The 25575-nt window shown below is 54.5% G+C and carries 29 protein-coding genes; 21 read left to right on the forward strand and 8 right to left on the reverse strand.

Annotation, left to right across the window (positions count from 1 at the left end):
• Window positions 1–215 precede the first annotated feature (215 nt).
• Entirely contained in the window at window positions 216–809 is a 594-nt protein-coding gene (locus M1B34_RS15435; protein WP_268265555.1) for an SMI1/KNR4 family protein, read from the forward strand.
• 19 nt (window positions 810–828) lie between these two features.
• On the opposite strand, the gene M1B34_RS15440 is transcribed toward M1B34_RS15435, so the two are convergent.
• Window positions 829–1311 (reverse strand): Lrp/AsnC family transcriptional regulator, encoded by a 483-nt coding sequence (locus tag M1B34_RS15440; RefSeq protein WP_123337368.1) that lies wholly within the window; start codon window positions 1309–1311, stop codon window positions 829–831.
• Between the two features lie 151 nt (window positions 1312–1462).
• Here M1B34_RS15440 and M1B34_RS15445 point away from each other — a divergent pair, with 151 nt between their 5' ends.
• The 6 genes from M1B34_RS15445 to M1B34_RS15470 all read left to right on the forward strand — a co-directional run bounded on the left by M1B34_RS15445 (window position 1463) and on the right by M1B34_RS15470 (window position 6976).
• Window positions 1463–1885, forward strand: coding sequence for a DUF2000 domain-containing protein (locus M1B34_RS15445; RefSeq protein WP_268265556.1), 423 nt, complete (start codon window positions 1463–1465; stop codon window positions 1883–1885).
• A 79-nt stretch (window positions 1886–1964) separates the two neighbouring features.
• Window positions 1965–2591 (forward strand): LysE family translocator, encoded by a 627-nt coding sequence (locus M1B34_RS15450; protein WP_123337372.1) that lies wholly within the window; start codon window positions 1965–1967, stop codon window positions 2589–2591.
• Between the two features lie 203 nt (window positions 2592–2794).
• Window positions 2795–3739: a phytanoyl-CoA dioxygenase family protein gene (locus tag M1B34_RS15455; RefSeq protein WP_268263201.1), complete on the forward strand. Its 945-nt coding sequence runs from the start codon at window positions 2795–2797 to the stop codon at window positions 3737–3739.
• A gap of 161 nt (window positions 3740–3900) precedes the next feature.
• A complete protein-coding gene (locus tag M1B34_RS15460; protein ID WP_268265557.1) occupies window positions 3901–5472 on the forward strand; it encodes a glycosyltransferase family 61 protein in 1572 nt (523 codons plus the stop codon).
• The gene (locus M1B34_RS15465) at window positions 5469–5867 is read left to right on the forward strand and encodes a sugar 3,4-ketoisomerase (RefSeq protein ID WP_123337376.1); all 399 of its coding nucleotides are present in this window, start codon (window positions 5469–5471) and stop codon (window positions 5865–5867) included. The genes M1B34_RS15460 and M1B34_RS15465 overlap by 4 nt, the downstream gene beginning before the upstream one ends.
• Complete coding sequence (locus tag M1B34_RS15470) at window positions 5867–6976, forward strand: DegT/DnrJ/EryC1/StrS family aminotransferase (RefSeq protein WP_268265558.1); 1110 nt, start codon at window positions 5867–5869, stop codon at window positions 6974–6976. Before M1B34_RS15465 ends, M1B34_RS15470 begins: the two co-directional genes overlap by 1 nt.
• Window positions 6977–7007: 31 nt before the next feature.
• Here M1B34_RS15470 and M1B34_RS15475 read toward each other — a convergent pair whose 3' ends face one another.
• Window positions 7008–7529 carry a histidine-type phosphatase gene (locus M1B34_RS15475; RefSeq protein WP_268265559.1) on the reverse strand — a complete coding sequence of 174 codons (522 nt, stop codon included), beginning with the start codon at window positions 7527–7529 and terminating at the stop codon, window positions 7008–7010.
• Between the two features lie 616 nt (window positions 7530–8145).
• Between M1B34_RS15475 and M1B34_RS15480 the strand changes: the two genes are divergently transcribed.
• The 10 genes from M1B34_RS15480 to M1B34_RS15525 all read left to right on the forward strand — a co-directional run bounded on the left by M1B34_RS15480 (window position 8146) and on the right by M1B34_RS15525 (window position 17123).
• On the forward strand, window positions 8146–9819 hold the full coding sequence (locus M1B34_RS15480; protein ID WP_268265560.1) for a sugar phosphate nucleotidyltransferase: 1674 nt from the start codon (window positions 8146–8148) through the stop codon (window positions 9817–9819).
• Complete coding sequence (locus M1B34_RS34090; protein WP_425273518.1) at window positions 9816–10220, forward strand: GtrA family protein; 405 nt, start codon at window positions 9816–9818, stop codon at window positions 10218–10220. Before M1B34_RS15480 ends, M1B34_RS34090 begins: the two co-directional genes overlap by 4 nt.
• Entirely contained in the window at window positions 10217–10915 is a 699-nt protein-coding gene (locus tag M1B34_RS15490) for a glycosyltransferase family 2 protein (RefSeq protein WP_268265562.1), read from the forward strand. Before M1B34_RS34090 ends, M1B34_RS15490 begins: the two co-directional genes overlap by 4 nt.
• Entirely contained in the window at window positions 10912–11517 is a 606-nt protein-coding gene (locus tag M1B34_RS15495; protein ID WP_268265563.1) for a phosphatidylinositol-specific phospholipase C/glycerophosphodiester phosphodiesterase family protein, read from the forward strand. Before M1B34_RS15490 ends, M1B34_RS15495 begins: the two co-directional genes overlap by 4 nt.
• Before the next feature lie 513 nt (window positions 11518–12030).
• Entirely contained in the window at window positions 12031–13566 is a 1536-nt protein-coding gene (locus M1B34_RS15500; protein WP_268265564.1) for a hypothetical protein, read from the forward strand.
• Window positions 13566–14138: an HAD family hydrolase gene (locus tag M1B34_RS15505; protein ID WP_268265565.1), complete on the forward strand. Its 573-nt coding sequence runs from the start codon at window positions 13566–13568 to the stop codon at window positions 14136–14138. The genes M1B34_RS15500 and M1B34_RS15505 overlap by 1 nt, the downstream gene beginning before the upstream one ends.
• Before the next feature lie 171 nt (window positions 14139–14309).
• Window positions 14310–14564, forward strand: a complete 255-nt coding sequence (locus tag M1B34_RS15510) for a hypothetical protein (RefSeq protein WP_268265566.1) — start codon at window positions 14310–14312, stop codon at window positions 14562–14564.
• Window positions 14545–15366, forward strand: a complete 822-nt coding sequence (locus M1B34_RS15515) for a class II aldolase/adducin family protein (protein WP_268265567.1) — start codon at window positions 14545–14547, stop codon at window positions 15364–15366. Before M1B34_RS15510 ends, M1B34_RS15515 begins: the two co-directional genes overlap by 20 nt.
• Window positions 15353–15715: a hypothetical protein gene (locus tag M1B34_RS15520; protein WP_268265568.1), complete on the forward strand. Its 363-nt coding sequence runs from the start codon at window positions 15353–15355 to the stop codon at window positions 15713–15715. The genes M1B34_RS15515 and M1B34_RS15520 overlap by 14 nt, the downstream gene beginning before the upstream one ends.
• Before the next feature lie 64 nt (window positions 15716–15779).
• Complete coding sequence (locus M1B34_RS15525) at window positions 15780–17123, forward strand: hypothetical protein (protein ID WP_268265569.1); 1344 nt, start codon at window positions 15780–15782, stop codon at window positions 17121–17123.
• 193 nt (window positions 17124–17316) lie between these two features.
• On the opposite strand, the gene M1B34_RS15530 is transcribed toward M1B34_RS15525, so the two are convergent.
• The 3 genes from M1B34_RS15530 to M1B34_RS15540 all read right to left on the reverse strand — a co-directional run bounded on the left by M1B34_RS15530 (window position 17317) and on the right by M1B34_RS15540 (window position 18485).
• Window positions 17317–17535: a LacI family DNA-binding transcriptional regulator gene (locus M1B34_RS15530; protein ID WP_268265570.1), complete on the reverse strand. Its 219-nt coding sequence runs from the start codon at window positions 17533–17535 to the stop codon at window positions 17317–17319.
• An 82-nt stretch (window positions 17536–17617) separates the two neighbouring features.
• Window positions 17618–18070, reverse strand: coding sequence for a GNAT family N-acetyltransferase (locus tag M1B34_RS15535; protein WP_268265571.1), 453 nt, complete (start codon window positions 18068–18070; stop codon window positions 17618–17620).
• A gap of 97 nt (window positions 18071–18167) precedes the next feature.
• Window positions 18168–18485, reverse strand: coding sequence for a hypothetical protein (locus tag M1B34_RS15540; protein ID WP_123337393.1), 318 nt, complete (start codon window positions 18483–18485; stop codon window positions 18168–18170).
• Between the two features lie 379 nt (window positions 18486–18864).
• Between M1B34_RS15540 and M1B34_RS15545 the strand changes: the two genes are divergently transcribed.
• From M1B34_RS15545 to M1B34_RS15555, 3 genes are all read left to right on the forward strand, one after another.
• Window positions 18865–19338 (forward strand): hypothetical protein, encoded by a 474-nt coding sequence (locus tag M1B34_RS15545; RefSeq protein WP_268263191.1) that lies wholly within the window; start codon window positions 18865–18867, stop codon window positions 19336–19338.
• 164 nt (window positions 19339–19502) lie between these two features.
• Entirely contained in the window at window positions 19503–20969 is a 1467-nt protein-coding gene (locus M1B34_RS15550) for an ArnT family glycosyltransferase (protein WP_268265572.1), read from the forward strand.
• Between the two features lie 174 nt (window positions 20970–21143).
• Window positions 21144–21602 carry a hypothetical protein gene (locus M1B34_RS15555; RefSeq protein ID WP_268265573.1) on the forward strand — a complete coding sequence of 153 codons (459 nt, stop codon included), beginning with the start codon at window positions 21144–21146 and terminating at the stop codon, window positions 21600–21602.
• A gap of 182 nt (window positions 21603–21784) precedes the next feature.
• Here M1B34_RS15555 and M1B34_RS15560 read toward each other — a convergent pair whose 3' ends face one another.
• The 3 genes from M1B34_RS15560 to pmrG all read right to left on the reverse strand — a co-directional run bounded on the left by M1B34_RS15560 (window position 21785) and on the right by pmrG (window position 23772).
• Window positions 21785–22120 (reverse strand): hypothetical protein, encoded by a 336-nt coding sequence (locus tag M1B34_RS15560; protein ID WP_268265574.1) that lies wholly within the window; start codon window positions 22118–22120, stop codon window positions 21785–21787.
• Window positions 22121–22230: 110 nt separating this feature from the next.
• Window positions 22231–23064: a phosphatase PAP2 family protein gene (locus M1B34_RS15565; RefSeq protein WP_268265575.1), complete on the reverse strand. Its 834-nt coding sequence runs from the start codon at window positions 23062–23064 to the stop codon at window positions 22231–22233.
• Between the two features lie 27 nt (window positions 23065–23091).
• Window positions 23092–23772, reverse strand: a complete 681-nt coding sequence (gene pmrG / locus M1B34_RS15570) for a lipopolysaccharide core heptose(II)-phosphate phosphatase PmrG (protein WP_268265576.1) — start codon at window positions 23770–23772, stop codon at window positions 23092–23094.
• A 346-nt stretch (window positions 23773–24118) separates the two neighbouring features.
• Between pmrG and M1B34_RS15575 the strand changes: the two genes are divergently transcribed.
• Window positions 24119–25575 (forward strand): methyl-accepting chemotaxis protein (locus tag M1B34_RS15575; RefSeq protein ID WP_268265577.1); only part of this gene is annotated, 1457 nt, incomplete at its 3' end.

Below are 25575 nucleotides of genomic sequence, written 5' to 3' on the forward strand. Positions count from 1 at the left end.
AGTTAGTTAGCTTGGCAAGGGTATCAAAAAAAAGCCGGCCTGCGACAAATTGTCATTCGTGGAATGGAAGAAACACTGCTGCGAAAGCCGTAACAATTCGCCGCAAACAGCCGCGCCTCAAGGGCTGGCATTGGCCTTGCCGACCAGGCAAAAAACCTTGCGGCGCAAGGCTCGGCCCAGCAGGATAGCCAGGCAATGGACTCCAGGATGAAGACATGACCGCCCCCCACTCGCCAGCTCCAGCCACCCTGGCTCACCACCTCGAACACATCGCTCGCCAGGTTCAGGCCGCGGATCAGCAACTGCCGCCGATGTTCCGGCCACCCGCCGACAACGCCGCCATCGTCCGGGCCGAAGCCTGCCTCGGACGCACCCTGCCCGCGTCACTGTGCACGCTCTACGGCATCGCCGACGGCCAGACCGAAGGCAGCGCCACCCTGCTCGATGCTTTCAGTTGGATGCCTCTGGACGAAGTGCTGGACCGCAGCGAATTTCTCAACGACTTCTTTCCCGACGGCCGCAACGAGGAAGACCCCGATCACGCGCCCATGGACGTGGCCCCGGGCATCAAGCCCAGTTGGTGGTGGCCGCACTGGTTGCCGATCATGGCCAACGGCGCAGGCGACTATCTGTGCCTCGACCTGGACCCGGCGCCCGGCGGGCACAGCGGGCAAGTCATCGCCTACTACCATAACGAAACCTACCGCCTGCTGATCGCCCCAAGCATTGAACATCTGATCGAAGTGATCGCCAACGGCCTGTCCAGCGGCACCTATGCATTGGTGGACGGCATGATCGTCGAGGTCTAGACCGCCGCGCCCACGGCCATCAGGCCTTGGGCGCTTTCACCGGCAATGAGGTGAAGGGTTTGATTTCCTTGAGCACAAACATACTCTGCATTTCCTTGATTCCCGGCAGTCGACGGATCACCGACATGGCGAAGTCGGCAAAGGTGTCCAGGTCCCGGGCGACTACCTGCAGCAAGAAGTCGGCATCGCCACCGATGCTGTAGCAGGCCACCACATCCTCCAACTCCATCACCTCCTGCTCGAAGCGCTGGGCCTCGGCTTCGCTGTGCCGGTCAATGCTGACCCGCACAAACACCAGAACACCGAGGCCGATCTTGCGCCGGTCCAGCACCGCCCGGTAACCCTGGATCACGTTGTGCTCTTCAAGCTGGCGCACCCGCCGCCAGCAGGGTGATGCCGACAGGCCAATCTGGTCGGCCAGGGTCTGGTTGGTGATCCGGCCGTCTTCCTGCAAAGCGGCAAGAATCCGGGTGTCGATGAGGCTCAAGGCTGGATCGGTCATATTTTTCTTCCTGTACACATATGCAGGTAAATCTCACCCAAAACCACGTCAACAGCAATACAACTAGACACTTTTTACCCAGGCACGCGGTATATGCTTATTCCCGCCCCGCGCCCTGGAAGCAGCGGGTCCAGCACTCTTGAGGTCCGCCATGAAGTTCGATGCCAGCCTGCATAAATGCGTGATTATTGTGGATAGCGCCCTCGGGCCGGGGCACGCCATCAATGCGGCCAGTGTCATCGGGGTTAGCTTGGGAACCACGGTGACGGGCCTGGTGGGGCCGGACATGTCCAGCCAGGACCAGGTGAACTACCCCGGGGTCATTTATGCCCCGCTGCCGATTCTTCTGGCCAGCAACGAGGCGATTCGCGGCATCCACAGCCAGCTCATGACCGACGAAGAGGTGCACAGCATTCCCTTCAGCGCCCTGGCCCAGTCCTGCAAGACCTATGTCGAGTACGAGTCGCGGATCAATCAGGCCCACAGCTCTGGCATCGAGCTGGTGGCCCTGGGCTTGATTGGCCCGAAGAAGACCATCAACCGACTGACCGGCAGCCTGCCACTGTTCAGGTAACGGCCGCCGCCCTCCGGCACCGGCCATGCAGGCCACCGAGCACTCACCGCCCGTCCCCCCTTTTTGTCGAGATCGCCCCATGCTGGACCTGTCGCAAATCCTCACCTACGCCGCCGCCCTCGGCATCGCCGCCGCCATCCCAGGGCCCGGAATGGCCGCCTTGGTGGCCCGCAGCGTCAGCGGCGGATTGCTGCCGGGCTTCAGCCTGTTGCTGGGAATCATCCTCGGCGACCTGATCTACCTGTCATTCGCGGTCTTCGGGCTGACCCTGATCGCCCACCACTTCAGCGCCCTGTTTGCCGTGGTCCGCTGGGGGGCCGCCGCCTACCTGGGCTACCTGGCCTGGCAATTCTGGTTTGCCGCACATCAACCCGTGAGCCTTGGCAAACCCATCGACCGCCGGGAGTTGCTGTCGGCCTGGTTCTCGGGCTTGACCATCACCCTGGGCAACCCCAAGACCATTGCCTTTTACCTGGCCCTGCTGCCCCTGGTGATCAACCTTGAGTCCATCTCCCTGCAAACCTGGGGCTTGATGCTGGTGCCCTTGACCGCCCTGGTGTTGCTGGCGGTGGGCACGGTGTTTGTCCTGGGCGCCGTTCGCGTGCGCCACCTGCTCGCCAGCCTTCGCGCCCAACAACTGCTGTTCAGGGGCGCGGCGGTGATCATGCTCGGCGCCGCCGGGGCCATGCTGCTCCAGCACGCCTGACGCCACCCCGCCCTGCTCGGCCCCGTTGACCCGGCGCAATGCCCGGCCGCCGCCTGTAGCGGAAGATGCGCCCCAGGCTGCGACCCGCCCCTCGCCGCCCGCCAACGGCGGAAGCCGCTAATCGGGCCGCGTATTTTTTTGCCGGCCCCGCGTTCACTTTAAACAGCGCCCGCCGATAACCACCTCAAGGACCACGAGCCACGATGAGCGATCACCACATGCAGACCTGTATCAACAACCTCATGGAGCAGGGTGCCCATCTGTTTGGAGAGATTCTGGATGTACCCCAGACCCAGGCGCTGTACCGCGATATGATCGCCGCGCGGGTGTTTGGGGGTGAGCTGTTCATGGATCAGGCCGAGTACCTGGCCCAGGAAAACCACTTCAACGCCAACCCGACCAAGACCTTCAACTTCCTCAACCAGTTTGAATCGCAACTGCAATTCATCGAGCAGGACCCGCGCCTGACCGCCGTGCTGGACCAAGTGCTGGGCGACGACTATGAGGTGGTCATCAAGAAGGCCGTCTGCGGTGTGCCGGACGCCTGGCTACCGGACTGGATTCGGGAACGAATCCGCGACGTGAACGTGGCCAACCTGGGGCCCTACATCAAGAAGCCCTACCGCGACATCACCTATTTCCGCGGCATCGACTTCCACCAGGACATCATCGACTGGCCCCAAGGCCGGGTGGACCTGGACCCTTCGACCTTTCTCACGCTCTACGTCTATTTGCACGAAGTGTCCGAGCACGACTCGCCCCTGCACCTGATGCCCGGCAGCCACCGGTTCGGCGCCACGCTGTTCCCCCATCACCTGCAACACCTGGACGGCGACCGTTGGGTGTACAGCGATGACCAGGGCAACAGCGTGCCCTGCACCGACCAACGGCTGACCGGAGGCCCGGGTTATGTCGGGCTCTGGCACAACTGCACCCTGCACGGCACCCGCCCAGTGGCCCACGAGTCGGAGCAGTTTCGCTTGTCGCTGCGCTACCTGCTGGGCAAGTCCAATGGCCACACTGCCAAGACCGGCATCGATGAGATCAACCGCCACATCAGTGGCGAGTTGAGGCCCATCAGGACCCGGCGCGACCTGGATGCCAAGGGGGTCGCGCAGATCCGCGGCAACATCATTAACAACAACTGAGCGGGCCCCTTTCAGGCCGCCCCGGCAGCCTTTGTGAAAACGACTGCGTTCGGCAACACGGTCCAGAAAACAGGCTCGGAATGCTCATTTACAACCAGTAGACTTGCGCTTCCTCGCCTGCTGCGGGGGCGGGTGATGTTTAGACGTGGTACGAGGGCTGTATGGCAATAAGGGCAGCACAGAAAACCCCCATCCTGATTTTTGGAACCGGTGCCGGTGGCATCAGCTTCTATAAAAACTGCCGTGCCCGTTACAACGTGGTCGGCTTTCTGGACAACAACCAGCAGAAGCATGGGCAGACCCTGTTTGGCAAAACCATCCACGCCCCGCAGCAACTGGGCAGCCTGGCCTTCGAAAAAATCATCATCGCCAGCGACTACTACCGGGACATCTACCCACAACTGGTGGATGAGCTGGCAGTCAGCGAAGACAAGATCAGCATCTTCCATAAGCAGCTTTCCTCACCCAACCTGCGGCAGCGTTGCAACGCGCGCCTGGAGCGCCTGGGTTACGAGCTGATGTGCCGCCGCGAGGGGCTGATTTCCGACTGGCTGTACCGGTTGTTCTTCAAGCAACAGAACCCGCTCGGCAGAATCAGCCGCTGCAAGCTGCGCTGGCTGGATGAAGTCAGTACGAACAAGGTCCATGTGTTTCGCCCAGCCGTGGCCGGTAGCGTTCAAGGCCCGCGATTCGTTGGCCAAGCGACACCGGCAACCGCCATCACTCTGCCTGAAGTGGCCCTGTATCGCTTCCAGCAGGCCCAGGTCTGCTCGGTGTCGCGCTCGGTGATTCTGGCCGATGGCCAAGTGATTGCCGAACGTGTGGTGACCGCACCCTCTGCCGATGCCGACTACAGCGGCGCCCACCTGCTTTACCACGGCCGCACCCTGGCCCTGGCCCGACGCGGCCAGAACCAGCCCATCGCCAAGGGCCTGCTGGTCAGCGGTGGCAGCGAGGTCAACTACTACCACTGGGTGCTGGAGATACTCAGCCAACTGCAGTTCATTGCCGAGCTGCCCAGCGCCTACGACGACTACCCGGTGCTGATTTCCCAGCACAGTCAGAACATCCCCTCCATCAAGGCCCTGATCGCCAGCCTGGGCATTGCCAGGCCCGTGGTGTTCTTGAACAGCGTCACTTCTTACTGCGTGGCCGATTTGCTGCTGATCAGCGCACCGAACAATTGCGTGCCCAACTTCAAGGGTTCGGCCTACAGCCGGGCCGAGAACAGCTTCGCCCGCCCCGAGTCGATCCAGTTCCTGCGGGACAAGGCCCTGGCGTTGACCGCCGGCATCGACCGGGCATCCCTGCCCAAGCGGGTGTTCCTCGGCCGCAAGGGCTTTTTGCGCCCCTACAACCAGGCCGAAGTACTGGCCCGCATCGAAGCCCTGGGCTTTGTCTGCGTGTACATGGAAGAACAGGATATTCACCACCAAGTGGCGATCATGGCCAACGCCGAGGTGATCATCGGCCCGACCGGCGCGGCCTGGACCAACATCATCTTTGCTTCCCAAGGGGCGAAGGCCCTGTGCTGGATGGCCAAGGAGGCAGGGGAACTGTCCTGCTTCTCCAACCTGGCGGACATCGTCGGCGTTGAAATGGACTACATCCCCTACCAGGCCGACACGTCAGACTCCCGAGAGATCTATTACAAGGAGTACGCCATTGATACCGACGTCATCGTGAGTTGGTTGCAGCGCACTCTGCCGACTTCCCCAAGCGGTCACCTATGAAAGTCCAACTCGTACAGTTGCAAACCCACGGCGATGAACGCGGCTCGCTGATTGCCCTGGAAGAAGGGAAGAACATCCCTTTTCAGATCAAGCGCATCTACTACATGTTCGATACCGGCGAAGGCGTGCGCCGGGGCTATCACGCGCACAAGTCGCTCAAGCAAGTGGCGGTCGCCGTGCGCGGTTCGTGCCGCTTCATGCTGGATGACGGCAAGGAAAAGATTGATATCCGCCTCGATCACCCCTGCCAGGGCCTGCTGATCGAGTCGTTTATCTGGCGAGAAATGTATGACTTTTCTCCCGACTGCGTGCTGATGGTGCTGGCGGACAGCCTCTACGATGAAGCTGACTATGTGCGTGACTACGAGACGTTCCAGCAGATGGTCGGTGCCTGATGAAGATTGCCTTTCTTGACCTGAAAACCATCAACCAGGGCTACGCCGAGGCGTTGAAAGACGCCTGCGCCCGGGTCATCGATTCCGGCTGGTACCTGCAGGGCGAAGAGTTGCGCCAGTTCGAGGCGGCCTTCTCCCAGTACTGTGGCACGCCCCATGCGGTGGGCGTGGGCAATGGCCTGGACGCACTGTCCCTGGTCCTGCGGGCCTGGAAAGAGCAAGGCAAACTGCAGGACGGTGACGAGGTCATCGTGCAGAACAACACCTTTATTGCCACGGTCTCGGCGGTGATGGAAAACGGCTTGACGCCGGTGCTGGTGGACATCGATCCGGCCACCTACAACCTGGACATGCAGGCGGTAGAAGCGGCCATCACCCCCAAGACCCGGGCGATTATCCCGGTGCACCTGTATGGGCAAATGGCCCCGATGCCAGAGATCGTCGCCCTGGCCAAGCAACACGGCTTATGGGTCCTGGAAGACTGCGCCCAGGCCCACGGCGCGCAGTGCCAGGGGCGCAAAGCCGGCCAGTGGGGCGACGCAGGGGCCTTCAGTTTCTACCCCGGCAAAAACCTCGGCGCCCTGGGCGATGCCGGGGCCGTGGTGACCCACGACGACGAACTGGCGACCCTGGTGCGCGCCCTCGGCAGCTACGGTTCGCGCATCAAGTACCAGCATGAACACGCGGGGGTGAACAGCCGTCTGGATGAGATCCAGGCCGCCATGCTGCGGGTCAAACTTGCCCACCTGGATCAGGACACCGAGGCACGCCGGCAGATCGCCGAGCGCTACCTCGCCGAAATCCGCCACCCGCTGATCCGCCTGCCCCAGGTCACGGAACGCAGCGCCCATGTCTGGCATCTGTTCGTGATTGCCAGCCCTTGCCGCGACCGCTTGAAGGACTACCTGGAGCGCCATGGTATCCAGACCATCATCCATTACCCCTTGCCGATACCCAGTCATCGGCCCTATCGCCATTTGTCGCTGTCGGCACGGGCGCAGGAAGCGGCCTTGCACGACAAGATCCTGTCATTGCCGCTGTACCACACCCTGAGTCGCGCCGAGCAGGAGCACATCATCACTACCCTCAACCAGTTCGCGCCCGACTAGGGCAGCGGAGGGGCCCACGGCCCCTCCTCTCTTACCGCGCCTGGTACTCATAAGGCACCACCGCCGTGCGGTCGATGCCCTGCTCCATCCTCGCCAGCACCTCATTGATCGGGCACAGCAAGCCCACGGCGCTGGGTCGGCAATGCCCGTCGAGGTTGAACGACTCGCTCAGCGGCGGGTTGCCAGACGACAAGCCCTGCAAGCTGCGGATCTGATCCAGGCTCTGGGCTTCGAACACGATGTGCACAAAACGCTGGCCGCTGCTCACCTCCCGATAACGCTCGAACGCCAGGGTGCTGGCCGGCGGGATGTTGTTCTGCGGATAAGGGCTCTGCTGCCAGGTAAACCCGAGCATGGTGCGCAAGTAGGAGATGTTGGTGTCGTGGGCCACGAACATCACCAGCGGCACGTTCGGCGGGCCGCCTTGCACGGCTCCGGCGCCGCTGCCATCGCCCAGGGCTAGGGCGATCTGGTTCATCAACTGCGAACCGCCACGGCGCGCGATATAGGGTGTGTTGTTGATGAAGTCGTATTTGGCCCTGAGCAGGCCCATCAGGCCAGCCACCGCCTGGGCATCGCGCCACGCCGGAACTCCTTGTAAGCCTAAGGTCAGTAGTCCTTAAGGGAGTGAATACGTTTTGGGGCTTACGTAAAATATGTGAACAACCTAGCCCTTCCCCCACGGTGGCTAAAATTAAAAACGGGTATGCCGCTCAATGCTGTGGTCGAGCTTAAAATGCCAAAGGAGAACTCCAACCGCTAGGGTTACGCATCACACTCCGCTGCTGAAAGGTGATTGATCCACACCCGTTTGTATAGTGTAAGTGTGGCGATCCTGCGCGGTCAGGCGGTATCAGCCCTCAGTTTTTTGCGACCCTTGCGCAAAGATCCGCACACGTAAGGGAAGACTCCCACCATGGAAGGTAGTCTCTGATAGTGACGCCGAGTAAGAGAGTAGGACCTGTCATTGCAATCATGAACGATACAAGTAGAGACGAGGGGCAATGCTTGATGATGCATCTCTACCCCTACGAGTTAGGAGGCACAGCTGAATTACGGAAAAATATGGCACCTTTGAGGGGGCTGGATTAAAATCAGAATTTTATTCTCACACGACTGTAGCACTGCCACAGCCACTGAAATTTCAAGTTTAATTCATAGGTCATTTTGTGCAAATCATTATTCCGATGTCGGGTTTTGGAGAGCGCTTTCGACGCGCTGGCTTTTCTATGCCAAAGCCATTAATACAGGTTGAGGGAAAACCGATTATCGCTCATGTGATAGACATGTTCCCTGGCGAATCTGATTTTATATTTATATGTAATCAAGAGCACTTAGACGAACCGGCCTATTGCATGGAGGCCACTCTAAAAGAGTACTGTCCGCAGGGTAGGATAGTTGGTATATCTCCTCACAAGCTCGGACCGATCAATGCCGTACTCCAAGTCGAGCACCTACTCAATCCAGCAGCACCGGTAGTTGTTAACTACTGCGATTTTACATGCTATTGGGACTGGCATAACTTCAAAAAATTTGTCAAGGAAACAGCTTGTGCTGGAGCAATTCCTGCATACAAAGGCTTCCACCCACACTCTCTGGGAAGCACAAATTATGCGTACATGCTTGAAGCTCATGGATGGATTCAAGACATTCAGGAGAAGCAACCCTATACAAATAACCGTATGGAGGAGTATGCATCCAGTGGTACATATTATTTTTCATCGGCGCAAATCATGAGCCATGCATTTCATGCAACAGTGGAGCAAGAACTCAGTGTTGGTGGCGAATTTTATGTGAGCCTTTCTTACAAAATATTGCTTTCTAACAAACAATCTGTTGCAGTTTATCCACTTCAACACTTTATGCAGTGGGGAACCCCCGAAGACGTTGCTGAATATGAGTCATGGTCAAGAATTTTTCGACAGTTAATTATTCAATCTGCCCCCCCTATTCAAAGCACACAAGGGGCGCTAGTCATTCCAATGGCAGGTCTTGGGCAGCGCTTTGTTAACGAGAAATATACACTAACTAAGCCACTAATTCCTGTCTCGGGCTTGCCAATGGTCGCCCAGGCAACACATGATCTACCACCCGCCGAACACTATGCCTTTGTATTAAGGGCAGATATGATGGGCCACGAAGAAGTGGCAAGCACATTAAAGAATCTCTATCCAAGAGCTATCACAAAAACCATTGATCATGTGACCCAAGGCCAAGCGTGTACTGCGTTGATTGGTCTAGATGCTCTGGAGGTTACGGCAGGGGAAACCTCCACTCCAATCACTATTGGCGCATGTGACAACGGTGCGCTTTATGACCTCAATGCTTTTGAAAAATTAATTCACGATCAATCTATAGACATTATAGTCTGGGGTATTCGAGGCTATCCAAATGCGCTGCGCAACCCTGAAATGTTCGGCTGGATTGAAGCCGAAAATGGTGTGATTAGTTCAATTTCCGTTAAAGCGCCATTAAAAAACCCTAAGTCCGACCCTGTAGTCTTGGGCACGTTTACCTTTCGTCGGGCGGAGGATTTTAGACGTGCGCTAGATAGGCTAATTTGTCGAAACGGGCAAGTTAACGGAGAGTTTTACATTGACTCCCTTATTAACGACGCCATAGAAATTGGACTAAGCTGCCATCTATTTGAAGTAGATAGTTACTTATGCTGGGGAACACCAAATGACCTACGTACATTTGAATACTGGCAATCATGTTTCCACAAATGGAAAAACCACCCTTACAGCTTGAAACTAGACAGTCGCATCCCTAAAGAGCAAATCAGCATCCTTGAGACAAAATATCTGGCTATTACACCTGAATCACCAGTGATGCCTACATGATTAATCGGGAACTAGCTACATTTTTGATCGTGGGTATACTAACAGTATTAATCGATTTTTTGACGTATCGCGCTTTAACTCAAGATCAAGTAATCAGCATCGAAATAGCCAAGGCAATTAGTTTTATTTCTGGAACGTTATTTGCATACATCGCCAATCGAATCTGGACTTTCGGAAAAAAATCACACCAATCCGGCACTGCTTGGAAGTTTTTCACTTTATATTCAAGCACTCTCGGAGCGAACGTTTTAATAAACTCAACGATATTAAACTGCTTTACCGATTCAGCGCTCATTACGCATTTAGCTTTCCTGACCGCAACCTGCGTTTCAGCCACGCTTAACTTTTTGGGCATGAAGTATATAGTATTCAGGCCGAGCACAGTTCAGGAATCTCAATGAGACTTTCTCTTATTATCCCTTGCTACAATGAAGCCGCAAATATTCCACTATTACTTGAACGCTGTAAGAAATTGGCAGAAAATCCAAAAACCGAGATTATTCTTGTTGATAACGGCTCAACGGATAACACGGCTGAAGTTTTTGAAAAGCTACTACCAGCCTATCCCGGCTGCAGAAGTATTCACGTGAAAAATAATCAGGGTTATGGATATGGAATCATATCCGGACTCAAAGCGGCAGAGGGAAAAATCGTAGCATGGACACATGCTGATATGCAGACAGATCCATTGGACGTGCTCCGAGGACTGGAGCTCTTTGACATGCACGGAGATAATATTTTTGTCAAAGGAAAACGTTATGGTCGCCCACTTATGGATGTTGCTTTTACAGTAGGCATGAGTATCTTTGAAACCTTACTACTTTCTAAACCGATGTGGGACATCAATGCTCAGCCAACTTTATTTTCAAAAGATTTTTTTGATTCATGGACTAACCCTCCTGACGACTTTTCGCTTGATTTATATGCATATTACCAAGCACAAGTAGTAGGACTTAAACTACATCGTTTTCCCGTGCGATTTGGTGAAAGAGCACACGGCGTATCACACTGGAATGTAAATTGGGCAGCAAAGCGAAAATTTATTCGTAGAACTGTTAACTTCAGCCTTCAGTTAAAAAAGAAAATCCAACAATGAAAATCATATCACATCGACGCAACACAATACCTGAGCTCTTGTCCACAAGTTCAAAATATGGAGTGGAAGTAGATATAAGGAGTGAGGGAGAAAATTTGATTATTCATCACGACCCTTATATGGCAGGTGAATCTTTTGACAAATGGATTAATGAGTACCAGCACGGAACATTAATACTTAATGTTAAAGAAGAAGGATTAGAGGCTCGACTCATCTCTCTTATGAAGTCAAAGGGCCTTGATGACTATTTTTTTCTCGATCAGTCCTTCCCATTTCTAGTGAAGTGGTCAAACGCAGGAGAGCATCGCTGTGCGGTCCGCGTGTCAGAGTTCGAATCAATTGAAACTGCTCTGACGCTGGCTAATAAGGTCGATTGGATCTGGGTAGATTGCTTTACTAAATTCCCCCTCAGTGAGGAAGACGCTCAAAGACTCAAAGAGTCAGGATTCAAACTATGCATAGTTTCTCCAGAACTTCAAGGACGAGATGCGGATATCGAAATCCCCCAACTGGCATCACTATTGAGGGAGCGTAATATTACGGCAGATGCTGTTTGTACAAAACGGGCTGACATATGGGAAAGCATGGTTACTCCCCAATGAAGAAACTGTGCTTTCACCCCCTATTTATAACTGGTCTTATAATACGTCTTGCTCTGATCATAAGTATAGCTCCGCATGCTGTTATTACTTGGTACGCACCATTCTTAGATACGAGTATATCTATACCTACACTTGATCCTTGGTCTGCGTGGATCGCCAATGGTGGAAATTCCATAGCCTTCCCCTATGGGTATGCTATGTGGCTTGCGTTTCTCCCCCTAACTATTATTGCTAAATTTATCGGTCTACCACTTCTCTATGCGTACCATCTAACCCTTCTAACTGCTGACTTTTTTTTGCTATTAGCGCTTCAGAGGCTACTGCCTGATCGTCGACGCTTACTCTTATTGACTTATTGGTTTTCCCCAATAATAATTTTATCTAGCTATGGACTCGGATTAAACGATCTAATACCAGCTCTTCTGTTGGTTATATCAATAGTCTATGTACGAAGAACCAACCTTAAACTAGCAGGATTTTTTTTTTGCGGCAGCTGTATCTGCAAAATTAAGTATGATTGTAGCCCTACCTTTTTTTGCAATCTACTTTTTCCACAACCGAGCACTAAAGCAATACTTTACGGATTTTCTTACAGGTCTCGGATTCAGTGCAATTGTATTTGTGGCAACCTTCCTATTTTCAGCCGAAGGTGCTCACATGATTCTTGGAAACCCTGAAATAGAAAAAATCTATCAGCCAGCTGTCAGTTTAACTGGAAACACATCTGTTTATATTTTTCCCTTAATTTACTTTGTAATGCTCTACTCCGCATGGCGGGTCAGACGCATGAACTTTGACTTGTTTCATGCGTTGATAGGCATGGCATTACTACTAATTGTTTTAATGACCCCTGCGTCCCCAGGATGGTTTGTATGGTGCCTACCCTTCCTAGCGCTATATCAGGCACTTAGCGGCCGCATTTCAATTATATTGGTTGCTGTTTTTTCAGCACTGTATGTCTTAAGTACCCTTCTGGCTACGCAGCTACAACTAATAAATGGACATGAGTTAGTACTGGGTAGAGTTTTTCATTTCTCAGGACAGCTAGAAAACCATGCAGCGTCTCTATTACATACTGCCATGGTAGCCATCGGATTAGTGCTCGCTATTAGGATCTGGCGTGAGGCTATTAACCGAAACGAGTTTTTCAGACTTAGTCGAAAGCCTTTTGTCATCGGCGTAGCAGGCGACTCTGGCGCCGGCAAGGATACCTTTGCGGATGCAATTTCTGGATTGTTTGGAGCTCATTCCGTTGTAAATCTTTCAGGTGATGACTATCACTTATGGGATAGACAGAAGCCTATATGGCAAGTAATGACCCACCTCAATCCAATGGCGAACGATTTAGAGGGATACTGCAACGATCTAGTATCACTGACCGATGGTAAGAGTGTGCTATCTAGGCATTACGACCATAAAACTGGAAAAATGAGTAGACCATTTCGTATCAATAGTAATGACTTCATAATCGCGAGTGGACTACATGCATTATATTTACCAGCGATAAGGGAGTGCTATAATCTTAAAGTTTATCTCGATATTGATGAGGAACTGCGCCGCCATTTCAAGCTTAAGCGTGATGTATATCAGCGGGGGCATACTGTGGAGAAGGTTCTTGGTTCGTTTGAGAAAAGAGAGCCTGACTCAGAGCGCTTCATCCGTCCACAATCTAGTCATGCAGATCTAACTCTTTCACTTCAACCCATTCATCCCCGAATGATAGAGAGTCTTGATAGTAAGCACCCCCTTAGATTGAAACTTGTTGTCAGTACTCGAAATAGTTTCAACGAGCTTTCAATTCATAGAGTCTTGGTCGGAGTTTGTGGCTTACACGTCGACATCGTAGTGAGCGCTGATGGAGCTGAGGTTCAGCTGACGATAGAGGGAGAAACTTCAGCTGCTGACATTGCAATGGCAGCGGAGATATTGTGTCCACGTGTTTTAGAGTTTTTAGATATCATGCCAAAATGGCAGGATGGTATGCTGGGGCTAATGCAACTAATAACACTGTCTCACATCAGCCAAGCACTGACAAAGCGATTTATATAGTGAAGATAAATAATACAACCCGATTTACTCGTCTTCCAGATGCCATTCTGTTCGACACAGACAATACGCTGTATCCATATGACCCTGCTCATGCTGCGGCACAAAATGCAGTAAGAACCAAGGTTGTAAATACATTTTCGATCTCCCCTGAAGACTTCGATAAGGCATTCAAAGAGGCAAGAATACAGGTCAAGACACGCCTTAAACATACGGCATCTTCACATAGCCGCTTACTTTATTTACAACGTATGCTTGAAATCATGGGCTTAGGCTCACAGGTTTTATTGGCACTTGATTTTGAGCAAACCTACTGGAGAACTTTTTTAAGTAATGCAATTTTATTTGATGATGTCAAAGAGCTTTTAGATGATATCAGATTGCTCGGAATTCCAACCGCCATAGTTACAGATTTAACTGCGCAAATTCAGTTCCGAAAAGTTGTTTACTTTGGGTTGGACCATTACTTCGACTACATAGTCACTAGTGAGGAGGCCGGATTTGATAAACCTCACGAAGCTCCATTTAAAATTGCTCTAGAAAAAATGCGACCCAACGTGACTGTATTTGGATGATTGGAGATAACCCTGTAAATGATATCCATGGCGCTCGAGAAAAAATTAATGCCGTAACACTGCAAAAAAGGCACGCCGGAGTTGAGATCGGTACCGGTCTAAGCGAGCCTGACGCCGTATTTGACGATTTTGGCGCTCTTCGAAAACTGATCAAAAAACTCGGAAAAAATAATGAGCATATCATCTAACTGCATTGCCAAAAATGTAAGAACTTTTTGTTCAAAAATCGGTAATGATCCGTTGTTAGTTCAAGGTGCAGGAGGTAACGTATCGTGGAAGGACGGCGATACACTTTGGGTAAAAGCATCTGGTACTTGGCTTGTAGAGGCTAATACAAAGGAGATTTTTACTCCTGTAAATTTGTCAAATTTACGAATGGAAATCACAAAAAAAAAATTTCTCAACGATGCCGGAACTAATAGGTAAATCTAACTTAAGGCCTTCAATTGAGACAATATTACATGCATTGATGCCCCACAAAGTAGTCGTGCATCTTCATGCTATCGAAATACTCGCTCATTTAGTTAAACTTAATGCTCTAGAGAAAATTAAAAAAACTGTCGGAAACTCAGTCAAATGGATTTATGCCTCCTACTACAAGCCTGGTGCAGATCTTGCTTCAGCCATATTTGAAGAGCTGGCAAAAAAACCTGACTCGCAGGTAATTTTCTTGGAAAGTCACGGCATTGTAATTGGTGGATCCAACGTTGAAGAAATTACTTCTACCCTGCAAATACTTACGTTGAAATTACAAGCAAAACCCGCACAAGCACTGACTGAGACTCTTCCTTCGAAACGTGCTTCTGACTTCTTGAAAAGAGGATATATGCCTTGCAGCGATAAGGAAGTTAGCTTACTTGCAAGCAAAGAAGACATGATCAATAGAGTGCTCCACGATTGGGCTCTGTATCCGGACCACGTTGTATTTCTCGGGGCCAAACCTGTCACTCTTGATCAAGACTTTAAACTTTCTGAACTAGATCAAGCCACAGTTAGTGAGCCTCCTTTTATTTTCGCAATTGGGGATGGTGTGTATGAAAGCATTAACGTAACTGCGGCTCAAAAAAGTCAACTACGTTGCTATTACGATGTAGTGGCAAGGCAAGAACCTCATGAAAAACTTTCCACACTAAACAACCAACAGATAAGTGAACTAATTAATTGGGATGCTGAAAAGTACAGAAAATCTTCAAACGATAAAAAAGATAATACAAATGAAAGCAATTAACCAACTCAAACTTAAAAACAATATATCTGGATATTTATTTTCGGTTTTATGCATGGTGGGATTAGTATTTTTTATTTACTTGGCAACTTTAGCCAATATCGACTTAGCTGATGGTCGGTTCGTCCTATTTATGGATGAAAGAATAACATTTGATGGTGTAACTCGAATCCTTCATCCTGACGGAATAGTGAATTTTTTTGAGTCTGTCATTAATGGTGGAGACCATCGTTATGGCAGAATCTTATGGAACTCTATAGCTGTTTTTTCAATGGTGCCAGAAAAACTATTTGGAGAGTTCGGTCAAATTTTTTCGACTAGAATGCTACAAGTTTTTTTTTATCGTTTCTAGTTATTTAATTTTTGCTATAGGCATCTTACGCAGCTGGTTTCTACGCTTCGTCTTACTTGCTGCAATGCTAGCCGTACCCTTTTCTGATTATTATGTAACAATGCCGAAACCCGAGCCAATTCAGCTCTTTCTTCTGGCACTTTTTTGTTATTTTTTCGTTAAAACCAATGCAAACCCTTCTTGGCATTGGATATTCGCTGGCCTGGCGTTCGGGACTAAAATATCAACGCTACCAGCCTTGGTTGTATTCATCTCACTTTCATTTGCCATCAAACTTAAGAGCAATAAGCTCGATCACTGTAGAGAACAGATAACCAACTCGGTAAAAATGTTTTTTATAGGGCTTGCAATTGCAGTTCCAATTTTACTCTGGCCCCTGATACTTATCGTTAGCGGATGTTTTATACTCCGCTGGTCGAGTAAAAAATTCAATCTCAGTATTGTGTCGCAGTGCCTCTTCGGTCTATTTTGGGCCTTTGTAATATATTTTGCATCTCGTAAGGTTCTTTCCGTTTGGATTTCAAGCACATTTCTTAACACTACACATGGAGCAGATCAGAGTAGTATCAACCCACTCAGTTGGATTGAGTACTTTATAAACACTTGGCTTATTACCCCACCTCCCATTGGGGTCTTGTTGACCTTCACTATCTTAACGTATATTTTAATTAACATTATCACAGTATCAAAAGTCGAAAACTGGCACCTTGAAAAAGAAACAACCGCATTAGCTATTGCAATCGCGGGTCTTGTTTTGAACGCTGCCATATTCCTCACCACAAAGAGACTTTGGGGATTTTACCTATATCCTGGCATGATATTAATAATCGTTGGTACAGTATTCCTGATTGACTTAAATATTACAAGACAAAGTCATCAAAGCAAAAGACCGAACAACAAACTAAACACTATTACTGGATACTCAATTTCCTTGATTTTATTGTTTATTTCAGGACTTTACTGGATGCCAGAAACGATAAACAGGCTAACAGAAACATCACATAGAACCCTTAGCACTGAGTACTCTTTACAATATGCTTCCTACAGAAAGGTTGTTGAGTTCCTTAACAATTACAGCTTTAACAAAAACAAGCGTATCCATGTAATATTTTCGCCCACACTGTTCCCCCCCAAAAGCAATGAGAAATTTGAAATTATTGAATTCTGGGGACCTTATACTGATTGGGAAAAAAGACCGGACGTGATCATCATCGACGTTCGAAACACACCGAAAGGCCAACCAGTACCTAAAGATTCACCAGGATACAATAATTTCTTAATTGAGCGCAAAGGTTATGCGACACACGTTATTGATAAAGGGCAGCAATGCAAAAGCAATCCCTGCTTTGTACGAGAGCTAGAACTGCCAAACGGGGGGGAAGTGCTGGTGCTGAGCAAACCAGATTAACTCCAAACAAAAACTTCAACCATACAAATTAAAAAACAAACCACTTAAGATATCCATTAAAAACTTATATCAAAAACCAAAATCAGGGTACTACGCATTTAAAATAAAGAAAAAAATAATCTTTTAAATAGTAGCTTCACAACTTAAAAATACGCTTAATAATTTATATATGGTGAACTTGGACTGACGTCGCTCAACGCATAGCTGCCCCGACAAAGTTGCTGCTGCCCTTGTTCATGGTCCGGGCGATCAGGTTGACCTGATAACCGAGGGCCTCGGCGGACTTCATCACCTTTTCCCGGGTGCGGGCAGACACGCTGGCCCCGGGGGTGAAGGTCCTGGACACCGCCGAGCGCGAGACACCCGCGTGCAGGGCAACGGCTTCAGCAGTGATGATGTCCGGGTTGGCCATGACGGGAAGATTTCAGCCTGGAGAGCGGGATGCCATTCTGGCAGCGTCAAAAACCGAAGTCGACCGCTGCCCAAGGCACTCTCTAGGGCAAGGTGCGCTGCATGATCAGGGTTCGTTCTTCACCCTCGACCTGCTCACCCACCACCTGGAACCCCAGGCGCCGGTAAAACCCCTCGGCCGTCAGCGAAGACGGCACCCGCAGCACCTTGACCCCGGCCTCTTGAGCCGCCGCTTGCACCGCCTCCATAAGCCGCTGGCCGATGCCGGCGCGTTGCAACGAGGGTTCGACAAACACTGAACGCACGGCGGCGCCATCGAGGCTGGCGGTGCCGATGACCTTGCCGGCCCGGGTGGCGACGAACATGCGGCGTCGCTTCATCAGCTCAAGAATCGCCTCGGCGGTGAAGCTGCGCTGCACCCGCTCAATCACGCTGGGCGGGTAGTCCTGGGCATTGCTGGTCAGCAGCGCCGCGACAATCACCTGGCTGATCTGTGGGGCATCGTTCTCAAGGGCCAAGCGAATTTGCTCGGGCATACACACTCCCTGTTTGAATAGCCCAGGCCGCCCTTGCGGCGGCCCAGGTAAACGACCCGGCAGTTTGCCTACCGGGCCTGATGCGAGTCTGTGCGCACTACAGAAACACTGCCGACAACATTCCCAGGGCCCCCAGGCAGAAGCCGATCAGTGCGCCGCGGCCGGGCGCTTCGTGAAACAGCGCCCAGATCACCAGCGGTTCAAGAAGCAGTAACGAGGTGACCGACACCACGGTGATCAACCAGATGTCCCCCACTGCCACGTAGCCCAGCCAATAAGCCCCCAGCAGACAGAGGCCGGCGAAACACATGATCAGCACCGGCCCGGCCAGTTCGGCCCATGAGGTGTGGCCGGTGTGGGCCAGCCGTGCGGCGACCACTTCACTGTAGATGGCGCAGAACTCGCCCAGCACCATCAGCCCTACAGCAGAAACTCCGAGTAATTCTTTGGACATATGACAAACCCCTTCGTATTGAGAGCCAGATTTTTCAGCTCCCAGGCGACGATGGCTCCGTTGATGGAACCGCCATGGCAATGCACGGGGGTGTGCGGTAACTCAGTCATGGTGAGGAACCTGAACATGTCCAATCTCCTTCTCGGTGGTTGATGCTCGAATGGCGACTGCGGGCCGCTGCGCCTTGCAGGTTGGGCAGGCCGTTCTCTGTATACGGTATTTGCGCGGGCACCGGAATCACCCACGTCGGGCAAACCCCATAAAAACTCCACAGTGTGGAGAAGCCTCGCTCGATAACCTCCAGGCCATCACTTCCTGCCTTCTGCCTACGGTGCCCAACATGACCCAACCTGCCCGCAAAGCCACCCACCCGGTGCACCCCATCGACTGGTTCTTCACCTACTGCGTTGGGGTGGTCCTGCTGGCCCTGGGGTTGAGCCTGATCTTCGCCCTGTGCACCTACAACGCCAGCCACGTTTCCTTCGGCAACGCCGCCCGCGATGTGTTGACCGTGGCCTCGGTGCTGTTCGCCGTCAGCGGCGTATGCATCGGCGTACTCGCCGGCGTGCCCTCGGCAATTTTCTTCTGGGTGGCCCATACCCGCGCCCTGCACAACGTCGTGATCTACCTGGCCAGCGGCGCCATCAGCGCGTTGCCGATGATTCCCGTCGTGCTGAACCTGGTGCCTGGGCTACCGTCCACCGATACCCCGATGCCCTGGAGCGGATACGTCCGGCTGGTTCTGATCTTCGCCCTGTGCGGGGCCTTCCTGGGCTGGATTTACTGGTTCCGCACCGGCCGCCATCTGCGCTGAAGAACCGCTGGGGCAACGCCCGGCGACCAAGGAAAAAACCGAGCATGGCAAGCCCCCCCGGAACATCGGGGGCGTTCACGAATTATTAAGATTTGGCCCCGTATACTTTTCCCGCTGTCCAAAAAAACGCCAACTCTCGCCCTTGCCCTGGTAGCCCAACGCCCATGTCCCGCCCCGCACCGCTGTTGTTTCTGCTTGGCTGCCTGCTGTTTTTCTTCGCCCTGGGCAACCACCAACTGCAAGGCTCCACCGAGGCCCGGGTGGCAGGGATCGCCATGGAAATGCACCTGGACAATGACTGGGTCACGCCGCGCCTGTTCGGCCAGCCGTTCCTGGAAAAGCCGCCCCTGAGCCTGTGGCTGGATGCCGGTGCGATCCGCGCTTTTGGCGGCACGCCCTGGGCCGTGCGCCTGGCCTCGGCCTTCGCCGGGTTGTTCAGCCTGATGTTGCTGTACACAATGCTGCGCCGCTTCGGACGCCCAGTGATGATCGCCTGGGTGGCCGCTGCAATGCTGGCGACCATGGCCAGTTACTGGAGCAACGTGCGTGGCGTCGGCGAAGACGCCCTGCTCAGCCTCGGCGTGACCCTGGCCTTGCTGGCGTTCTTCCAGGCCCAGCGGGCCCTCGCCGAACAGCGGCCGGCGCCCCTGGCCTGGCTGGCGTTCGCCGCCGGCATCGCCATCGCGACCCTGAGCAAGGGTGTACTGGGGCTGGCCATGCCTGGGGTGGTGATCTTCGCCTACCTGCTGGCCGACAACTGGATCGACCGGCGCCTTAAACTCAGCCACTGGCTGCGGCCCGGACTGCTGACCCTGCTGGGGCTGGTGCCACTGCTGATCTGGCTGGGCGTGCTCTATCAGCGCGGCGGCCTGCCGGCCCTGGCCGAAGTGCTGTGGACCAACAGTGTCGGGCGCTTCGACGGCTCCTTCCAGGAGGCCGGGCATTACGAACCCTTCTACTACTACCTGGCCAAGCTGCCCCAGGCCTTCCTGCCGTGGAACATCCTGGTCTACCTGGGGTTGTGGCACTTTCGTAAAAGCCTGGTGAAGAATCGCTACCTGCTGTTTTTCAGCCTGTGGTTGCTCGCGCAATTCACCCTGCTGTGCCTGGCGTCGAGCAAACGCACGGTGTACCTGATGTCCCTGACCCCGGCGGCGGCGGTGCTGGCGGCGGAATACGCAGCGGTGCTCTATGCGCGCCTCGGCCAGTGGGCGGCCGACCAGGGCATCCGTGGCCAGTTGGGGCGTCATCGACGGGGCCTGGCCGTGAGCGTCATGGGGCTGGTGGTCTGCGGTTACCTGGTCGCCGCGCAATGGGCCGCGCCACGTGCCGACCGGGAATTGTCCTTTGTACCGGTGACCCAGCACATCCAAAGCCTGCAAGCCGCCGGGCAACCGGTCGCGCTGTACCAGGCCAACGAACGCATCGCCGGGGCCAGCGTGTTCTACACCCAGAGCCTGCTCAAAGACCTGCAAACCCCTGCCCAACTGCAGGCCTACCTCGCCGAGTCGCCGCAGCACGTAGCCCTGATCGCCGCCGAGCAAGCGCCCCCGGCCCCGTTGCAGGTGCTGAAGAAAATGCTCGTCGGGCGCCAGGCTTACTACTTTGTCGGCACCCTCGGCGCCCACTGAGCAGCCTCGAACACACGGGGCGAAAAAACGGCGGCAAAAACAACCGCCACCGCCTACGCTAGAAATGCTTCGCCCCCCTGTAATCCACCGGACCCGGCAGCCCCCGGACACCACGGGGCGCAGCCCTTGAAACCCCGCGCCAATCCCGTTCGCGCGCGCCCATGGAGTGTTCCCATGCTGCTATCTCGTACCTTACTGACCAGCCTTGTACTCTTCGCCGGCGCTGCCCAGGCCCTGGATACCCGAGAGGTGCCCAAGGCCACCTTGCAAGCCTACGGCAACACCCTGAACACCGTAGCGACCAAAATCCAATGGCAAGAACTCTGGAAAAACAGCCGGGCCCAAGGCGCTTTTCAGAGCACCGGCAACCAGCCCCGCTTTACCGTGCAGCAAAGCGTCTTGCCGGACCTGGTGTACAGGACACTGAGCAGCGCGACCGAGGTCACCCCGCGCGATACAACCCGAGCCCTCTATCGCTACGACTTCGCCCAGCCGGTGGGCATCAAGGACCAACAGGTGCTCACCGCGGTCTGCCTGTTGGTGGATTGGCGCAGCTTGCCGCAAGACAGCGCCGTCGACGATACGACACGCATGGGCAACATCAGACTGCTGGAAACCCAGCCCTGTCTTTGAGCGCCGGGGACCGCCCGGGTCTGCACCGGCAACAAACAGATGCCCCCATGAGAGGGACATCAATCCAGCTTGAGCAAAAAGCCCCAAGGCACAACGGCCACTGAGGGCGAAAAAAAACGGCACCTGCGTCAGGTGCCGTTTTTTATGGCGGGCAGCGGTACTAAGCCACTGGCCGGCGGGTCTTACTGAAGGGTTTTCAGCTTGACCACATCGCCGGACACCTTGGTGGTGTAGCCGCTCAGGACCCAGGCCCAGAACCAGTTTTCCTGGATTTGCGTGTTGATCATGGCGTCGCCGCCCTTGGCTTTGATCGCCTCGGACTGAGCGCGCACGAAGCGGCTGTTCTGGCGAATCGGGATGATCCCGAACAGCATCAGGCCAGTGGCGCTGGCTTCACTGTGACCGATGACGGTGTATTGGCTGCTGTCGAGTTGCTGGGTTTTCATCGCGGTGCCGGTGCAGCCCGCAAGCACCAGGCCCAGGCAGGCGCTTGCCATCACTTTGCTGAGGTATTTCACAAAAAACTCCATGCACAAATCCCCCGGGATTCATTTCTCGGGGGCGGGCACTGTAACGGCGAGGCGGCGAGCCGTACAACCCAAGCGACGAACGTCAGCCCACCACTCACTCAAACCGGCACTGGCCTCCTGTGCGGCACAGGCACCGCTGAAGAACGGGGCAACAAGGGCTGTTCCAGGCGTACCCGGCCATAGAACGCCAGGGCGGTCAGCCAGCAGGTGAGCCACACCACGATGGCTGCCCAAAAGGTGTGGGACATGTAGTGCCAGCCCTGCAACACCCGGGTTGTGCCGTAGACAAACCCCAGCAGCAAAGGCCCGTAGAGCAGCACACCGGAATAACGCCAGCGGTAGCGCCGGGCCACAAAATACAGGGCCAGCAGGGTAAATCCGCCCGACGCGTGGCCGCCGGGCCAGCAGCGTCCGTCACCGGCCACCCGCAGCAGGTCGAAGTTTTCGTACCAGGCGCGGTGGACGATGGCCCCGGCGTACTGGGTGGTTTCGATCGGGCAATACACGCTGGTGTGGCTCTTGAGGTAATGGATGGCGCCGGTGCTCAGGGCAAACGCCAGCACCACGAACAGCCAATCGCGCCGATGCCGTGCCGCAAAACGCAGCACCGGCCCCAGCCGCATCCGTTCCACCCAAGCCAGCAAGCGGGGGGCGCGTGCCCGGTTCAGCAGGGGCCAGATAAACGACAGCAACGCGCCGATCACCGCGCCCTCACCGGTCCAGTCAGGAATGACCCGCGGCCACTTGTGGGTGAGTTTTTCAAACAGCGCGGACTGATCCAGGGGGAACACCCGATGCACCGGATCGTAAAAAAGATCGCTGATGGCGATGTCGATGTGGGTCATGTCGAAGATCAAGAACACCAGCGCCGCACACAGCAGCGGGACGCCCAGGTTCAGCCAGTAATAACGCTGGCGTGAAAATAGCTGCATAGCTTGCCTCATGTTCTAAAGGGACCATCAAGGTTGATCGAGCGCCACTCGGCGCCAGTCGCTGGCTTCGATAAAGCCCAGCATCTTCGGTGCGCCATTGAGAGTGTCGGTGGAAATGAACAGAGAGGCGCCGTAGCCCAGGGTCGAAGCCGGCAGGTTCAACTCCTTCTCCAATTGCGCCATGCACTCGCTGTGGGTCACCAGCACCAGGTTGCGCCCCGGCACCTTGTGCGCCAGCACATCCTGCAACAGATGGTTGCGGCAACTGGACAGCCAGGTGTCGCCGCTGCTGACCTGGTTGAACATGTACCCGGCGCTTTGCACCGCTCGGGTCATCGGGCTGTTGTAGAGGTCCGCCTGGGCCAGCCCCAGGTGCTCGAACTGCGCGCCCACGCCCACGGCGACAGCCCGGGCGCGATCGGTAATGCCGTCAGCAGCGTTCAGGCAGGGCGCCCGGGAGTGATCGCAGCGCTCCACATGACGGATCAGCGCGATGGTCTGGCCCTTGGCCCAACTGTCGAGCAGGGCCTGTTGCCCGGCCGGATAACTGTCAGCCAGGTCGGCCACCGCCGCCGGCTTGAGCAGGAACAAGGTCATGGGGATCACCAGCAACAACGCCAGCAACACCACCAGGGTGTTTCGATAACGGGCTAGCAGGCGCCCCTCGAGGGCGCGCCCGACCACCGGCAAACCGAGTCTTGATTCCACCAATGCCGCTCCTCGCAAGCCCAGCCTTGAATCGAATGACGCCTGCGCAACCTACTCAACACAGATGACCATTCAGCCTTCGCGTGGGGCCTATCCCCATCGCCCGGCGGACTTTAAGCAGGCAAGCGTGGCCCGGCAGTGAAACGAATGTGAAAAAAAGCTGAATGGCCGCGACGCAAGGTCCAGAAACATGCGTAAACACTGCGCTGAATCAATACCGACGAAATGCTTTCAGATCTCGTTTTTTCGGCCGATACACCGACGCACATACATTTCGCTGGCGACCAAAAACAACAATCTTCCAGCCACACGACGATCACAACGCGCAAGTTCCTGGAGGAATTGAATGAATAGCTGGTTTGCCAACATCAGTGTCAACCTGAAGCTGGGCCTGGGCTTTGGCTTGGTGCTGACCCTGACCACCATCCTCGCCCTGACGGGCTGGACCAGCCTGGGTAGCCTGATTGACCGCAGCAACTGGATGAGCGACATCACCCAGCTCAATGCCGGCCTCACCAAGCTGCGGGTCAGCCGCCTGCAATACATGCTGACCAACGGTGACGAGACCGCTGCACAGACGGTGCAAACCACCCTTGACGCTTTTGTCGCCCAGCAGCAGAAACTCCTGCAGACCTTCAAGAGCCCTGACAACCTCAAGTTGCTCAAGGCCCAGAGCGACACCATCACCGCCTACCAGGCCTCGCTGAACAAAATGCGCAGCGCCTACCGCGCCAGCGACAGCGCGCGCCAGACCATGGCGGTGAACGCCGAGACGGCCTACAACATGATCAACTCGATCTACACCCGGGTGCAGCAGATGCCCCTGAGCGACGAGCGGTTCGAGCAGTTCCAGGCCATCACCAAGGCCAAGGAAGCCTTCATGCTCACGCGCTATGAAGTGCGTGGCTACACCGCCAACAGCAACCCGGAAACCGAACAGAAAGCCGCGGCCCAACTCAACAGCGCCATCGGCGAACTGGCCCAGCTCAACGTGCATTTCGCCAGTACTCAGCAAGACGCCCTGCGTCAGCTGGAAGGCGCCCTGAACAACTACCGCACCGCCCTGTTGGCGTTCAAGGCCGCCCTGAACGATGCCGGTATCGCGCGCAAGGAAATGACCGAGCAAGGCTTCGACATCGTTGCCCGCAGCGACGAGCTGTATCAGATCCAACTCGACCGCCGCGACGCCGAAAGCGCCCAGGCCCGCAGCCTGCAATTGATCAGCACCTTGCTGGCGCTGTTGCTGGGCGTCCTGGCAGCCGTGATCATCACCCGGCAAATCACCCGCCCGCTGCGCGAAACCCTCGCGGTGGTGGAACGCATTGCCTCCGGCGACCTGACCCAGGACGTGCGCGTCACCCGTCGCGACGAGCTGGGTGTGCTGCAACAAGGCATTGCCCGCATGGGCGTGACCTTGCGCGAACTGATCAGCGGCATCCGTGATGGCGTGACCCAGATCGCCAGCGCCGCAGAAGAGCTGTCGGCCGTCACCGAAGAAACCAGCGCCGGCGTCAACAGCCAGAAGGTCGAGACCGACCAAGTGGCCACCGCCATGCACGAGATGACCGCCACCGTGCAGGAAGTCGCGCGCAACGCCGCTGAAGCCTCTCAAGCAGCTGCCGCCGCCGATGGCGAAGCCCGCCAAGGTGACAAAGTGGTCGCTGAAGCCATCGCCCAGATCGAGCGACTGGCCACTGAAGTGGTGCGCTCCACCGACGCCATGACCGTGTTGCAGCAAGAAAGCGACAAGATCGGCAGCGTCATGGACGTGATCAAGGCCGTGGCCGAACAGACCAACCTGCT

Origin of the sequence: Pseudomonas morbosilactucae (genome assembly GCF_023241715.1) — a bacterium.
In the GTDB taxonomy this organism is placed as follows: Bacteria; Pseudomonadota; Gammaproteobacteria; order Pseudomonadales; family Pseudomonadaceae; genus Aquipseudomonas; species Aquipseudomonas morbosilactucae.